16 protein-coding genes and 1 pseudogene are annotated in these 12871 nt (G+C 68.4%); 6 read left to right on the top strand and 11 right to left on the bottom strand.

Going from position 1 to position 12871, the window contains the following annotated elements:
- Positions 1-203: 203 nt before the first annotated feature.
- Together RUR_RS12410 and RUR_RS12415 are read left to right on the top strand one after the other, a co-directional pair.
- Positions 204-836, top strand: coding sequence for a TetR/AcrR family transcriptional regulator (locus RUR_RS12410; RefSeq protein ID WP_283135148.1), 633 nt, complete (start codon positions 204-206; stop codon positions 834-836).
- Position 837: 1 nt separating this feature from the next.
- Positions 838-1278 carry an acyl-CoA thioesterase gene (locus tag RUR_RS12415; RefSeq protein WP_283135149.1) on the top strand — a complete coding sequence of 147 codons (441 nt, stop codon included), beginning with the start codon at positions 838-840 and terminating at the stop codon, positions 1276-1278.
- Positions 1279-1396: 118 nt separating this feature from the next.
- On the opposite strand, the gene RUR_RS12420 is transcribed toward RUR_RS12415, so the two are convergent.
- Positions 1397-1717: a hypothetical protein gene (locus RUR_RS12420; protein ID WP_283135150.1), complete on the bottom strand. Its 321-nt coding sequence runs from the start codon at positions 1715-1717 to the stop codon at positions 1397-1399.
- Positions 1718-2030: 313 nt separating this feature from the next.
- On the opposite strand from RUR_RS12420, the gene RUR_RS12425 reads away from it, so the two are divergent.
- Entirely contained in the window at positions 2031-2300 is a 270-nt protein-coding gene (locus RUR_RS12425) for a hypothetical protein (RefSeq protein WP_283135151.1), read from the top strand.
- A 210-nt stretch (positions 2301-2510) separates the two neighbouring features.
- Here the strand turns inward: RUR_RS12425 and RUR_RS12430 are convergent, their stop codons facing one another.
- From RUR_RS12430 to RUR_RS12445, 4 genes are all read right to left on the bottom strand, one after another.
- Positions 2511-3038: a DinB family protein gene (locus tag RUR_RS12430; protein ID WP_283135152.1), complete on the bottom strand. Its 528-nt coding sequence runs from the start codon at positions 3036-3038 to the stop codon at positions 2511-2513.
- A gap of 457 nt (positions 3039-3495) precedes the next feature.
- Positions 3496-4434 (bottom strand): hypothetical protein, encoded by a 939-nt coding sequence (locus tag RUR_RS12435; protein WP_283135153.1) that lies wholly within the window; start codon positions 4432-4434, stop codon positions 3496-3498.
- A complete protein-coding gene (locus tag RUR_RS12440) occupies positions 4434-5339 on the bottom strand; it encodes an ABC transporter ATP-binding protein (RefSeq protein ID WP_283135154.1) in 906 nt (301 codons plus the stop codon). Before RUR_RS12440 ends, RUR_RS12435 begins: the two co-directional genes overlap by 1 nt.
- A gap of 369 nt (positions 5340-5708) precedes the next feature.
- Complete coding sequence (locus tag RUR_RS12445) at positions 5709-6371, bottom strand: tetratricopeptide repeat protein (RefSeq protein ID WP_283135155.1); 663 nt, start codon at positions 6369-6371, stop codon at positions 5709-5711.
- Between the two features lie 345 nt (positions 6372-6716).
- Here RUR_RS12445 and RUR_RS12450 point away from each other — a divergent pair, with 345 nt between their 5' ends.
- Complete coding sequence (locus tag RUR_RS12450; RefSeq protein ID WP_283135156.1) at positions 6717-7826, top strand: sensor histidine kinase; 1110 nt, start codon at positions 6717-6719, stop codon at positions 7824-7826.
- A complete protein-coding gene (locus tag RUR_RS12455; protein ID WP_283135157.1) occupies positions 7814-8467 on the top strand; it encodes a response regulator transcription factor in 654 nt (217 codons plus the stop codon). Before RUR_RS12450 ends, RUR_RS12455 begins: the two co-directional genes overlap by 13 nt.
- 334 nt (positions 8468-8801) lie before the next feature.
- On the opposite strand, the gene RUR_RS12460 is transcribed toward RUR_RS12455, so the two are convergent.
- The 3 genes from RUR_RS12460 to RUR_RS12470 all read right to left on the bottom strand — a co-directional run bounded on the left by RUR_RS12460 (position 8802) and on the right by RUR_RS12470 (position 10268).
- Positions 8802-9509 (bottom strand): GNAT family N-acetyltransferase, encoded by a 708-nt coding sequence (locus RUR_RS12460; protein WP_283135158.1) that lies wholly within the window; start codon positions 9507-9509, stop codon positions 8802-8804.
- Between the two features lie 9 nt (positions 9510-9518).
- Positions 9519-9668 carry a hypothetical protein gene (locus tag RUR_RS12465; protein WP_283135159.1) on the bottom strand — a complete coding sequence of 50 codons (150 nt, stop codon included), beginning with the start codon at positions 9666-9668 and terminating at the stop codon, positions 9519-9521.
- Between the two features lie 135 nt (positions 9669-9803).
- The gene (locus tag RUR_RS12470; RefSeq protein ID WP_283135160.1) at positions 9804-10268 is read right to left on the bottom strand and encodes a MarR family winged helix-turn-helix transcriptional regulator; all 465 of its coding nucleotides are present in this window, start codon (positions 10266-10268) and stop codon (positions 9804-9806) included.
- A 63-nt stretch (positions 10269-10331) separates the two neighbouring features.
- On the opposite strand from RUR_RS12470, the gene RUR_RS12475 reads away from it, so the two are divergent.
- Positions 10332-10751: a MarR family transcriptional regulator gene (locus RUR_RS12475; protein WP_283135161.1), complete on the top strand. Its 420-nt coding sequence runs from the start codon at positions 10332-10334 to the stop codon at positions 10749-10751.
- Between the two features lie 78 nt (positions 10752-10829).
- On the opposite strand, the pseudogene RUR_RS12480 reads toward RUR_RS12475, so the two are convergent.
- From RUR_RS12480 to RUR_RS12490, 3 genes and pseudogenes are all read right to left on the bottom strand, one after another.
- Positions 10830-11015: pseudogene (locus RUR_RS12480) on the bottom strand (cytochrome P450); the annotation flags it as partial.
- A gap of 5 nt (positions 11016-11020) precedes the next feature.
- A complete protein-coding gene (locus tag RUR_RS12485; RefSeq protein WP_283135162.1) occupies positions 11021-11875 on the bottom strand; it encodes an ABC transporter permease in 855 nt (284 codons plus the stop codon).
- Positions 11872-12816 (bottom strand): ATP-binding cassette domain-containing protein, encoded by a 945-nt coding sequence (locus tag RUR_RS12490; protein ID WP_283135163.1) that lies wholly within the window; start codon positions 12814-12816, stop codon positions 11872-11874. Before RUR_RS12490 ends, RUR_RS12485 begins: the two co-directional genes overlap by 4 nt.
- Between the last annotated feature and the right edge of the window lie 55 nt (positions 12817-12871).

Below are 12871 nucleotides of genomic sequence, written 5' to 3' on the forward strand. Positions count from 1 at the left end.
GACGGCGTTCGCTTAGGTGCCCCGCATCTCGACGCGGGCCAACTGGTGGCCGAGGCACAAGTGGATGCCATGGCCGAAGGCCAGGTGCCCGCCCGCGTCCCGACGCAGGTCGAGGATGTCACCGATCGTGCAGGCCGGAGGAGGCGGAAGACGTGAACCCGGTGAGTTAAATAAACGACCGGTCGTTCATATAGTATGGCGGCATGACACAGGACGGGCGCAGGTTGCGGGGGTTGCGCAGTCGCGAAACCATGCTCGAACAGGCGGTCGGCCTGGCCTCCGTCGAAGGGCTGGACGGCCTGTCCCTGGGACGGCTCGCGGCCACCATCGGCATCAGCAAATCCGGTTTTTTCGCGCATTGGCGTGACAAAGAGGAACTACAGCTGGATGCGGTGGAGTGGGCGGTCCGGCAATGGCGGGAGCGCGTCATCGCCCCCGCCCTGACCGCGCCCCGAGGGGTCAGACGGCTGTTCGCCCTGCACGAGGCGCGAATGACGTTCTACACCGATCGCGTGCTCCCGGGCGGCTGCTTCTTCTGCGCCGTCCAGTCCGAGTTCGACGATCACCCCGGCCCGGTCCGGACCCGCGTCGCGCAGGCCCTCGTCGACTGGGAGGCGTTCATCCGCCGCCTGGTGGAGGAGGCGGTGGCGCTGGGCGAGCTCTCGCCGGACGTGGACCCCGATCAACTCGTCTTCGAGATCGAAGCCCTGGGCCAGATGGTGGTCACCCACTCCAAGCTGCTCGACGGGCGCGACGCCTTCGGCCACGCCCGCAGGGCCGTACTCCACCGTCTGCGTGGACTTTGCCCTGATCCCTCACTGCTCCCGGAGGATTGACATGATTGACGGCGGACACTTCGAGCCGGTTCAGGTGTATTTCGATGACCTGGACGCCATGGGGCTGCTGCACAACGCCCGCTATGCCTTGCTCGTGGAACGCGCGATCACCGCGTACTGGCGCAGGCTCGGCTGGGCCCCCGACCCCGCCCAATCGTCCTTCAAGGACGTGTTCCTGGCCGTCCGCGAGCTCAAGGTGACCTACCACGTGCCGATCGCCGGGGTGGGCGAACCCTGGGTGCACTTCTGGATCGACCGCCTGGGCAACACCAGCGGGGTGTACGGCTTCCGCGTGCTTTCGGCGGACCGCTCGACGGTTCACGCCGAGGGGTACCGCGTCAACGTCAACCTCGACCCCGGCACGTTCCGGCCGACCCCGTTCAGCGACGAACTGCGCATCGCCGCCCAGCCGCTGCTGCTCACCGGGGCCGCCGCGGGCTGACCGGACTCGGCGGGCGAGATGACCGGCCCGGTGTAGCCCGTACCGGATCTGTTTCCGGACCTGTGGCCACACCGTTGGGTACGGTTGCAGACCGCGTAAGCGCCACGGGGGCATGGGATCAGCTCGCCGACCGCGGCAGCCTGGGGTAGTACAGCACCTCCACATACATGATCCGTCCCCTGACCACGTCCAGGATCAGATCGCCTCTCGCCGGGATAAGGGCCACGTTTCTGTGCCCGGGGCCGAAGGCGCCATCCGGGGGTTCGGCTGTGTAGAAGCTCTGACAGAAGTCATCACGGCATTCACACCCTTGGTAGAACCTGAGGTCCCAGGCGTGGACGGCGAGCTGTTCCTCCTCTTCCTCCCTCAGACATGCGATCAACTCGTTGATCAGGTCAGGGAACAGCTCACGAACGAGGGGCCGATCGTCTGCGTTCATCGATTCGCTCATCGGCGGAGTCATTCGTTCGTTACGGACATCGGCCGGATCTCCGGGAAAGTCCCGCTTCCGGCAAGCTCGGGAATGGGTTCGACCTGGTCGACGTCTCACTCGCGGAGAGACGGCTCCAGGGCGGCAGGGATGGACGCGAAGGCCCGGTCGAGATATGCCAGGAGTACCGGGATCTCGCCTGCTCCGCCGGGTAGATCCTGGTGTGGACGATCGGCGAGGTCGCAACCGAATTGCTCGCTCGGTAGGCGACGGGAACAGCGCCAAAGATAGAAGTGCCTGACTTTCTTAGAAAGGAGAATTCATGACACGGGCATGGGAGGCGGATCCATCAGCCACACTCAAGCGTCGACTCGGACGGTCGGCTGCCGAGCTTGAATGCTCAGGTGGGGACAGTGGATGTCCGGATATCTGGGAACTCGACAACGGCGACATCGCGATAGTCGGGCGGGATCTCACGGCCGCCTATGCGTCGAGGCTTCCCGCGAGCATGACCATGGCGCACGACGAGAAACTCGTGGTGATCCCGCGGATCATGCTCATGGCAGCGAAGGGTGACATACCAGATTCGTGAGCTTCTCCACGTGAACACGATCCGACGGTTAACCGTCGGATCCACCTGAAGGACAACGACAGGTATCTCTGAAACCTCGACGCCCTGGGTTGACCGGGTGACCCGTGTGCAGGTTGCCCACCGTCGTATCGCCGCTGCTTTGAGTGGGATTGGGTAAGGGGCGGCGACCCACGCCGGGGCCAGGGCGTTGAGGTGTTCGCGGGTGGCGGGTCAGCTGAGGGCGGCTGCGCGGAGGATGCGGAGTTGGCCGATTTCGGCGGTGTTCTTCATCAGTTCGGCGTTGACCCAGGCGATCATGTGGGCGATAGAGTGCTCAGGGTCGTACGCCCAGGGGAAGGGGGCTACGGCGTCCAGGTCGGCTTCGCTAAGCCGACTCAGCACCGCCAGCCATTCCGAGCGCAGGCCGCGGAGCCATTCGATGGCCGCCTGACCGTCGCCGGGCCAGCCGATCTCGACCCGGTTCCGCGGCGTCCGGCCCTGCGCGTGGTCGATGGCGATCGACCACCACCAGCCGATGTGCCAGGAGATCCAGCCGATCGTGGGGACCGGCACCGGGTCGGGTTCGGTCTCCGCCCAGTCGGGCACCCACATCCCGTCGACCCCCCGCCGTACCGTCCAGCAGTACGGGCCGGGCTCCCAGAGGAAATCCTCGGGTTTGAGCTGCTCAAGGTGCAGTTCAAACAGCGACCAGGTGAGGTCGAACTGCCAACGCAACAGGTCACAACGGGAAACAGACACCGGTCAACCCTGTCACCCCGCTCGCGTCGGCGAGACCGATTTCCGGCAGACCGATTACCCGACCTCCCCTGAGCAGCACAAACAGGGCGATCAAGGTCCTGTGGCGTCTGTGCCCTCGGGAATAGGCGCATGCCGGAAGCGGGTACGGCCGGAGGCGGCGTGGGCCTCGAACCTCGTGGCCGCGATCGGCCCGGCGCAGCCCGTACCCCGGCATGGGGTGATCGTCCGCACATGCAGGAGTGCACACGGCAAGGATCACTCGGGCGATGTACGGGCCGTGGCCCCGCAAGTCCGGGGACACGCCCAAGATCGGCCCGGCGCTGCCCATACCGGTGCGGGGGGAACAGTGTCGTGAAACGGCGACCGCCCTCGGCGGGGGCCGAGAGCGGAATGGCCGGGTTGGTCAGCCGGTGGGCGAACGCTCGCACCTCGTGTACCGAAGGGAGTCGGAGAAGCGTCAGGTAGCCACCGGGACTTCGACGCTCGAGTGGTGCGGCTGCCAGGCCAGGCTGCCGGCGCCGGCGCCCGGCGAAATCGCGATCACCGTGGCCAGCAGGGCGGTGATCAGCCCGCCGACGACGAGCGGCCGGATCCTGCGGCCCCGGACGGCTGTCGCCACGGCCCCCGCGGTGAGCGCGACGACCGGGTAAGCGATCAAGGCCGCCGCCGCGGCGAGCGGGGAGAGGAGGAGTGCGAAGACGCCTGTCCCTTCACCGGAGGCGATCTGCGTCGGCAGGCTTTCGATCATGACGGAGCTGATCCGCGACCGCCAGGGCGTCGGCAGCGCGCCGGACACGATCGGCAGCACCAGGAGAATCATGACGAGGGTGACCAGCGAACCGGCGGTGGAGCGGATCAACGCGCCCACACCCAGCCCAACCATGGCGATCAGCGGCATGATCGCTCCGGCTGTCAGCAGTTCGGCCGCCACCCCCGGATCGCCGAGCGAGGGACCCAAGGCCCGTCCGCCGCCCACGACCTGCTCGGCCCGGTCGCCCAGGACGGCCTGCGTGGCGAAGTGCATGCCGAACACCAGGATCTGCCCGGCGACCAGGGTGATCAGCGCCAGCGCCGGAACCTTGGCAAACAGGAGGAGCTGTCGCTTTGACACCACGGTCAGGCTGGTACGGATCTGGCCGGAGGCGTGCTCATGGGTGATTGAAAGTGCGCCGAGCGCCCCCACGATGAAGTAGGCCACCGGCAGCCCGGTGCCCAGACCGGCACCGAGGCTGGTGAAGCGCAGCCGGTCCTCCGCACTCTGCCCGTCGAAGCCTCGGGAGACCAGGTAGGCCACGCCGACGCAGAGCAGGATCGAGATCAGTGAGGACGCGAGGAGGTAGAGGTTCGACCGCAGTGAGCGGAACTTGAGCCATTCGGAAGCGATCACGTGCCACATCAGGCGGCCCTCCTCGTGGTGTACTCGACGCTGTCCTCGGTCAGCTCCATGAAGGCCTCCTCCAGGGAGGCGTTGCGCGGGGTCAGTTCGCGGAGCGCGATCCCGCGGGCCAGGGCCAGTTCACCGATCCGGCCTGCGTCCATTCCGCTCACCGACAGTGCGCCGTCCTCCTCGCGCACGGTCGCGCCCCCCGACCGCAGCACCTCGGTGAGCGTCCACTGGTCGGTCGCCCGGACCAGGACACCCCGCTGGTACCGCTCGGCCAGCTCCACCATGGTGGTGTCGGCGATCAGCCTGCCGCGTCCGATCACCACGACGTGGTCGGCGGTGAGAGCCATTTCGTTCATCAGGTGGCTGGAGACCAGGACGGTCCGGCCCTCGTCGGCGAGGCGCCGCATCAGTTCACGGGCCCAGCGGATGCCTTCCGGGTCGAGCCCGTTGATCGGCTCGTCGAACATCAGGACACCGGGGTCGCCGAGCAGGGCGGCCGCGATCCCGAGCCGCTGCCGCATGCCCAGCGAGAACCCGCCGATCCGCCGATCCGCGGCCTCGGTCAACCCCACCGTCTCCAGCACCTCCGCCACCCGTGCCCTAGCCAGGCCGTTGCTGCGGGCCAGGCTCCACAGGTGGGCGGCGGCGGTCCGTCCGCCGTGCACGTCGCCCGCGTCGAGCAGCGCGCCGACCATCCGCATCGGTGTCTTCACCGAGGTGTACGGCGTGCCGCCGATGAGCGCCGTCCCCCGGTCGGGGACCTCCAGCCCGAGGATCATCCGCATGGTGGTGGATTTCCCGGCACCGTTGGGCCCGAGAAACCCGGTCACGATGCCCGGTTTCACGGAGAAGGTCAAGTCGTCGACCGCGAGCTTGTCGCGGTATCGCATCGTCAAGCCAGTCACTTCGATCATGGCTTAAGCTTCGGCGAGCTGCGCGTCGTCCTCCATCGGCCTCCACCCACCCACCGGGTGGGATTTCGCCCGCTGGGAGGTAGGGGTAGGCCTACCGTCCCCAAAGGGCCGGTCGGATCAGCCCCTGGAGGAGCGACCATTGGGCAAGGCGGCGGCCCGAGGTCGGGTTCCGGTTGCCAAGTGGCGGTGTGCATCGGCAACCAGACGGTCCACCCGACCCACCTTGGGCTACCCATACGACGAGAGAACTGATCTAGTACTCCAGCCTGGGGTCGTTATGCGGACCTTGGTCGATGGTCGAGGTGGCGTCGGTATCGGTCGTGGTTGGTCTTGGCGTTGGCGGCTTGGGTGCCTGGTGTGATCGCGCGCCTAGATCTCCGTTCTCGCCTGCTCGATTTGCCGCACGATGGCATGGGCGCCATGCGCCTGTGCGATGGCGTGTGCCTTGTCGAGCGTCGCGAGCGCGTCCGCCCGGCGGTCCTGGGCGGCGGCGATGTAGGCCAGCCCGACCATGTTGGCGGCCACGCCCGGCAGGGCCCCGACCTCCCGGCGCAGCCGCGACGACTCCTCCAGCCGCTCGCGCGCCTCATCCAGCCGACCGGCCATGTGTGCCGCGATGCCCAAGTGCCGCAGGGCCTCGGACCAGGTCGGCTTGTCGCCGACCTGCGCCGCCAATCGGCAGGACTCCTCCAGTTCCGGAACCGCGGTCTCGTTGTCACGCCGGATGACCTGATGGAGGCAGCCGATCCAGAACAACGCCTCGGCCTCGCCGCGCACGTCGCCCAGCGCCCGGTACAGCTCGATCGCGCGCTTGAACAACGGCAGTTCGTCCGGGTCCTCGACGGGTGACGAACCGGTGACGGCACGCTCGTTGAGAAACCGCGCGTGCAGGATCCGCCCGCGGGCCAGCGCGGCATCGGCCTCCACCGCGTCCAGGCCCCGTTCGGCGTCGGTCAGCACGCCGGCGTCGCCGCTGAACACCGCCTGTTCATAGAGCGTCCTGGCCCGTTCGATCCGGTCTTCGGCGCTCATCGCCGCCCCCGCCCTGGCATCGTCACCACGTGCTGGATCAGAAGTAGAGTACTCCGGCCCAGGATCATCATGTCGACGATCAGCGATGAGTGCGTTGGCCGCCTCTGGGACTGTCTTCACGGCGCGCTGCCGCTGCGTGGGCGCGAGCGTTCATCCTGCCTGACGGGGTGATCCGCCTTCGACGGGCAGGATGAATGAAGTGATGCGTGAATGACCCTGATCGGTGCCGAAGGTGCTGTTCGCCGTGCTGCCGGTTCTTGAAGACGGCCGCTGCGAGGTAGGGCTGAGCCTACTGTCTTTGTGGCTATGGCCAGGCAGACTGGCGGGGTGAGAAGGATTCGCCGTTTGTTCGAGCCGGTGGTGGGGCTGCTGGTGAACGCCGCCACCGGTCTTGCGGCGTGGCCGCTCCTTGTGCTCCTGGGGATCTACGCGGGGCTGACCCACCTGACCGGGCTGGATCGCCGGCCGCTCGACCGGTTGCTCGGCATGGTCCACACCCTTGCCGGTTTTCAGCATGGACGGGCGGTCCGGGTGCTCGACCGGCATGGAGCCGGGCCGTACCGGCCGGATGGGATCCGGCGTGAGGTGGGCTGGCTCGCCGTCCATTCCGTGGCAGGACCGGCTTGCTTGATCTTGCTGGCGGCGTTTCCGGCCGCGGCTGATGTGATCTGGAATGTCCGGGTGGTGGAGCCCGATCGGCCGATCTCCCTCACCTTCACTCTGTCGCTGCTGGCTCTGATGATCGCCGGGTGGATGACCGCGTCGTATTTGCATACGGCTCAGGCACGGCTGGCGCACCTGATGCTGGGATGCGAACCCTCGCTGGCGGAGCGGGTCAGGGAGCTGACCGAGTCCCGGGCGGCGGCCGTGGACACGCTGGCGGCCGAGCTCCGCCGGATCGAACGAGATCTGCATGACGGCGCGCAGGCCAGGTTGATCGCGATGCGGATGAGCCTCGGCATGATCAAAGGCGAGAAGGACCCGGACCGGATGCGGGAACTGGCGGGCGAGGCATGGGAGTCGGCGGGGCAGGCCCTGGCCGACCTGCGGCATGTGGTCCGGGGCATCCATCCGCCGGTGCTCGCCGACCGAGGGCTGGCAGGGGCGATTCAGGCCACCGCTCTGCTCTGCCCGGTCCCGGTGGAGGTGGACATTGTGCTGCCCGCCCGTCCGGCCGCGCCGGTTGAGTCCGCGATGTACTTCGCCGCCGCCGAGGCGCTGACCAATGTGGCCAAACACAGCGGGGCCGGCCAAGCATGGGTAAGGCTGCGCCACTCGGCCGGGATGCTCCGGCTGACCGTGGGCGACGACGGGCGCGGCGGTGCCGACCCGGCGCGGGGGACCGGCCTGGACGGCATCCGGAGTCGGTTGTCGGCGTTCGACGGCAGACTCAAGCTGGACAGTCCCCCTGAAGGCTCCACCGAACTCACCATGGAGCTCCCGTGCGTGTTGTGATCGCCGAAGATCTCGCCCTGCTCCGGGACGGCCTGGTCCGGCTGCTCTCGGCACACGGCTTCCAGGTGGTGGAGGCCGTCGACAACGGGCCGTCACTGCTGATGGCGCTGCTCCGGCACCGGCCCGATGTTGCGGTGATCGACGTACGGCTGCCGCCGACGTTCACCGACGAGGGTCTGCAGACGGCCCTGGAAGCGCGGCGGCGGCTGCCCGGTCTGCCAGTCTTGATCCTCTCCCAGTACGTCGAGCAGCTCTACGCCCGCGAGCTGCTCTCGGATCGCTCGGGTGGGGTCGGATACCTGCTCAAGGACCGGGTCGGCGACGTCGAGCAGTTCGTCGAGGCGGTTCGTCGGGTGGCGGCGGGCGGGACCGCGATGGACGCCGAGGTGATCTCCCAGCTGCTCACCCGCCGGGTCCGGGACGAGCCGCTCGGGGCGCTCACCCCCAAGGAGCGCGAGGTCCTGTCGATGATGGCCGAGGGCCTGTCGAACGCGGCGATCGCCGCCCGCCTGTTCGTCACCGACAAGGCGATCGGAAAACACACCAACAACATCTTCGCCAAGCTCGGCCTGCCGCCGTCGGAGGACCAGAACCGCCGGGTGATGGCCGTCCTCGCCTACCTCGAAGCCGAACCCGGCTGACCCGTCCACAGGGGTACGGCCTGCCGCTGTCCGACTGCCGACCGGCGCTCGGTGAGAGGCGAGCTCAGCCCGTACCCATCCGGATCGGCTGGTTCGCGCGTTGATCCAGGGTTGGTATGGCCTGCGGCGGGCAGGCTTCAGGGGGCAAGGAGAAGCCGGCAGCCGTCACAGAGGAGCTCGCGAGAGAGCGAGCCGTCACCTCCGCACTGCGGTGGATCGTCGTCGAACTCGACCTTAAACTTCGGCCCGGGAGGAACTGGAGCGTCCGGGAACGCCACCCGCCTCCCCAGCCCGCACTGCCGGGCGACTCTTCGGTAATCGTTCAGCTTGTTGTTCAACGTGCGGTCCAGATCCAGCCCAGTGGGGTGAGGCCGAGAGTGCGGGCGACGGATTGGGATGCATGGTTGTCTGCGGTGGTGCTGTAGAAGAGCACGGTCTTGGTGCGGTGCTCACGCTGGTACCAGGCGGCTACGACGGTCGGTGCGAGGCGCTTGCCGCGGAAGTCGGGGCGGGTCCAGATGCCTGCCTCTGCGGCGGCGGCGTTCGACGCGGGTGTGAAGCAGATCGACACCGGCTCCCGGTCGTGGACGGCCATGGCCCACTCACCCATGCGGCCGTTGATCAGTTCGTTCCACTCGTCTGGCTGCCAGTTGTCCGGCCGGATCAGGTGTCGAGCGGTGCGCTGGCCGTCGGTGGTGGAGGCGATGATGGGCAGCGGGGTCAAGTCTGGGACGGCGAGACGGTCCGGGAAGACGAAACACGGGCCGCCTTCGACGGACACTGTCCGGTCGTCGAGGGATGCGACCAGACAGTGAAGTGCGTCGGGTAGACGGCCAGGGCTGTACTCCTGCTCCATGCTGTCGATGGAGCTGGGAAGCGCGAGTCCGGGCGCGAGTGCCAGGAGACGTGCGCGGGGGGACCATGCCCATACGGCGATCAGGGAAGGATCTCTCAGGGCTGCTTGAGGGGAGTCCGGATCCGGCGCGAGGCCGTAGTTCGCATCGATCTCCAGGGCCAGCAGGCGTCCTTCGTCCCAGCTCATGGCAAAAGGCTAGTGTCCGCCGTCGAACTCCCTCCGTGAGGTGAGGTCTGCGCCGCGTATCAACACTCGGGTCAACGGCGCCAGGTGCTCGGCCTCCTGCGGGCGCTGGGCGAGGTACCGGGTGACGGTCGAGCGGATCTCCTCAGTGGTGATGCTCATGAGGTCCCATCGAAGTAGTGCAGCCAGGTCGCCGGGATGAATCTGCGGTCGGCCGGCCACTTCGATCACGGCTCTAGCTTTGACGGGCGGCTTCGACAGGTGGACCTCCTCGGCTCAGCCGGAGCGCTCACGCCGTCAGGGCGCGTGGTCGTTGGTGGGGGAGGGTCGTGCGGGGAGGGCTGACACGAAACGGTGGAGAAGGCGGGCGAACTCGGCTCGGTCGGACTCCGGCCAGTCCCGCATGGCGGCGGCGAAGACGTCGCGGCGAAATCTGCTGATCTCCGCCACGGCGGTGCGGCCTTCCTCCGTCAGCACCAGGAACGACCGCCGTCCGTCGGTCTGGTCGGCCTGCCTGCGGACCAGGCCCACCTGAACCGCGGTCGCCACGAGTTTGCTGGCGCGGGGCTGGTCGACGGCGAGCGCCTCGGCGACGGCCGCGACGGTCGCCGGGGTCCCGGACTGCTCGGCCGCCTCGACGACGTCGAGCACGTCGAATCCGGCCGAGGTCACCCCTGCGGCCAGGGAGAGGGTGCGGCGAGTCTGACTGCGCCGGACGGCGACCATCGCCCGCTCGATCAGTTCCAACGGTTGGTCGGCCATCGGTGCCCCCATGTATAATAAAAGACATATAGTTGTCTTAGATTATATAGATAGGAGTGTGCCGTGACCAAGCGGATCGGATACCACGTCAAGGAGCTCGACCGCGCCCTTGAGGAGACGTTCGAGCGGACCCTGGCCGAGGAAGGGCTGGCCCGGCGGCACTGGCAGGCCATGACCACGCTGTCGGAGGGGGTACGGCCGGAGGCCGGGCTGGCCGATGCGCTCCGCCCGTACCTGGTCACCGGTGCCGTCACCGTCCACGAAGTCGTGGCCGAACTGACCGCGAGGCGGTGGGTCCACACCGACACCGAGGGCCGCCTGGCCTTGACCGCCGGAGGCACGGCCGCCCTGTCCAGGCTGCGCGGCGCGGTCCAGGCCGTCCGTGCCCGGGTGATGGACGGGGTGAGCGCGTCCGACTACCACACCACGATCGCGACCTTGGAGCGCATGGCCGCAAACGCCAGAGGACCTCACGCGGGGTGAGGTCCTCGCCGTGGCGGTTGCCACCGCGGACATTCCGGAGCCGATGCGATGTTCAGCGTGCGCGGTGGCCCTCACCGGTCAGGTGCCCCAGGTGACAGGCAGGCTTTTCACCCCGAAGAAGTCCGCGGTCTCGGGGCGCAGGGCGACCTCCTCGGCCGGTATGGCCAGGCGCAGGGTGGGGAAGCGGGTGAGCAGCGCAGGCAGCGCGACCCGCATCTCGACGCGGGCCGGCTGCCGGCCCAGGCACTGGTGGATGCCGTGGCGGGCCTTCACCGTCCCCGGCGCCGGTAAGCGCGGATCGACAGCGGGACGAACACCACCAGCAGCGCGGCCGACCAGAGCAGGACGGTGGCCACCGGATGCGCGAGTGGCCAGGCCACTTCCCCGGACGGGACGCCCGGATTGCCGAACAGCTCCCGGGAGGAGGCGGTGAGCGCGCTCACCGGGTTCCAATCGGCCAGGAACCGCAGCCACCCCGGCATTCCCTCGGTCGGGACGAACGCGTTCGACAGCATGGTGAACGGCAGGAACAGCGGCACCATCGCGTCGGCGACCTGGTCGTTCTTCACCGCCAGGCCCACATAGACGCCCACCCAGCTCAGCGCGTACCGCAGCACGATCATCAGCAGGAACGCCTGGGCCGTGGGGATCAGGCCGCGGTGCGGCTGCCAGCCCACCAGCAGGCCCGCGCCCACCATGATGGCCAGCATCAGCAGGCCGGTCAGCAGGTCGGCGCCGGTCTGCCCGAACGGCACCGCCAAGCGCGCCATCGGCATGGAGCGGAACCGGTCCATCACACCGCGGGAGGCATCGGCGGCCGTCCGTGTCATGACCGCCATCACCGCGGAGAAGGTCACCATCGCGAACAGCCCGGGCATCAGGTACTCGCGGTAGTCACCGCCGCCCGGCACACCGATCGCGCTGCCGAAGACGTACCCGAACAGCACCACCATGATGGCCGGGAAGACCAGCGCGGTGATGAGCTCCCCGGGCTCCTGCCGCAACCGCCCCAGCTCGCGGCCGATGAGAGTCAGCCCGTCGGTGAACGTCCAGCGCAGGCGGTGGCCCATCGACGGGGTCACCTCGGTGCTGTGCCTTTTGACGACCTCGGCAAGCTCGGTCATGCGACGTTCTCTTTCCGGTCGGTGAGGCGCAGGAACACCTCGTCGAGGGTGGGGCGGCGCAGCCGTACGTCGGCTGCGGCGATCCCGGCGCGGTCGAGCTCACGCACGATGCCGGCAAGCCGGAAAGCGCCGCCGGGCAGGGCGACGCTGAGCCCGTCGTCGCCGGTCATTGTGGGATCGGTCCCGGTCAGGGCGTTCAGTACGGCGGCCGCCGGGCGTAGCGCGGCGGGGTCTTCGAGAACGACGTCCAGGTGGTCCCCGATCGTGGCCTTCAGCTCGTCGGGGGTGCCCGTGGCGACGACCTGCCCGTGGTCGATGACCGCGATGTCGTCGGCGAGCCGGTCGGCCTCGTCCAGGTACTGCGTGGTGAGCAGCACCGTGGTGCCTTCCGCCACGAGCTCGCGGACGCTGTCCCAGATCTCGCCGCGGCTGCGCGGGTCCAGGCCGGTGGTCGGCTCGTCCAGGAAGAGCACCTCGGGGCGGAGGATGAGGCTGGTGATCAGGTCCAGGCGGCGCCGCATGCCGCCGGAGTAGCCGGTGACCTGCCGATCGGCGGCGTCCATCAGGCCGAAGCGTTCGAGCAGCTCGTCGGCCCGTCGGTGCGCCTCACGCCGGGACAGGTGATAGAGGCGCCCGAACATGCGCAGGTTGCCGCGGCCGGTGAGTTTCTCGTCCACGGCGGCGTACTGGCCCGCGAGCCCGATTCTGGCCCGCACCTGGTCGGCCTCGCGGACGACGTCGTATCCGGCGATGCGGGCGTGCCCGGCATCGGGGTCGGACAGGGTCGCCAGGATGCGCACGGCGGTCGTCTTGCCTGCGCCGTTGGGTCCCAGCACGCCGCAGACCGTTCCTTGGGGGACGCTCAGGTCCAGGCCCCGTAGCGCGTGGGTGCCGCCGAAGGACTTGTGCAGTCCCTCCGCGAGCACGATCGGATCCGCCATCAAGCCTCCACTGGGTACGTTGTACGCGGTTATGGTGGCCAGGTTAAATTACTGG

The organism is Rhizohabitans arisaemae (assembly GCF_025996515.1).
Taxonomy (GTDB): domain Bacteria; phylum Actinomycetota; class Actinomycetes; order Streptosporangiales; family Streptosporangiaceae; genus Rhizohabitans; species Rhizohabitans arisaemae.

What these genes read in the sequence shown, in the direction of transcription:
- RUR_RS12410 (WP_283135148.1), top strand. Translation starts at nt 204, where the DNA reads ATGACACAGGACGGGCGCAGGTTGCGGGGGTTGCGCAGTCGCGAAACC.
- RUR_RS12415 (WP_283135149.1), top strand. Translation starts at nt 838, where the DNA reads ATGATTGACGGCGGACACTTCGAGCCGGTTCAGGTGTATTTCGATGAC.
- RUR_RS12420 (WP_283135150.1), bottom strand. Translation starts at nt 1,717, where the DNA reads ATGAACGCAGACGATCGGCCCCTCGTTCGTGAGCTGTTCCCTGACCTG.
- RUR_RS12425 (WP_283135151.1), top strand. Translation starts at nt 2,031, where the DNA reads ATGACACGGGCATGGGAGGCGGATCCATCAGCCACACTCAAGCGTCGA.
- RUR_RS12435 (WP_283135153.1), bottom strand. Translation starts at nt 4,434, where the DNA reads ATGTGGCACGTGATCGCTTCCGAATGGCTCAAGTTCCGCTCACTGCGG.
- RUR_RS12440 (WP_283135154.1), bottom strand. Translation starts at nt 5,339, where the DNA reads ATGATCGAAGTGACTGGCTTGACGATGCGATACCGCGACAAGCTCGCG.
- RUR_RS12445 (WP_283135155.1), bottom strand. Translation starts at nt 6,371, where the DNA reads ATGAGCGCCGAAGACCGGATCGAACGGGCCAGGACGCTCTATGAACAG.
- RUR_RS12460 (WP_283135158.1), bottom strand. Translation starts at nt 9,509, where the DNA reads ATGAGCTGGGACGAAGGACGCCTGCTGGCCCTGGAGATCGATGCGAAC.
- RUR_RS12465 (WP_283135159.1), bottom strand. Translation starts at nt 9,668, where the DNA reads ATGAGCATCACCACTGAGGAGATCCGCTCGACCGTCACCCGGTACCTC.
- RUR_RS12470 (WP_283135160.1), bottom strand. Translation starts at nt 10,268, where the DNA reads ATGGCCGACCAACCGTTGGAACTGATCGAGCGGGCGATGGTCGCCGTC.
- RUR_RS12485 (WP_283135162.1), bottom strand. Translation starts at nt 11,875, where the DNA reads ATGACCGAGCTTGCCGAGGTCGTCAAAAGGCACAGCACCGAGGTGACC.
- RUR_RS12490 (WP_283135163.1), bottom strand. Translation starts at nt 12,816, where the DNA reads ATGGCGGATCCGATCGTGCTCGCGGAGGGACTGCACAAGTCCTTCGGC.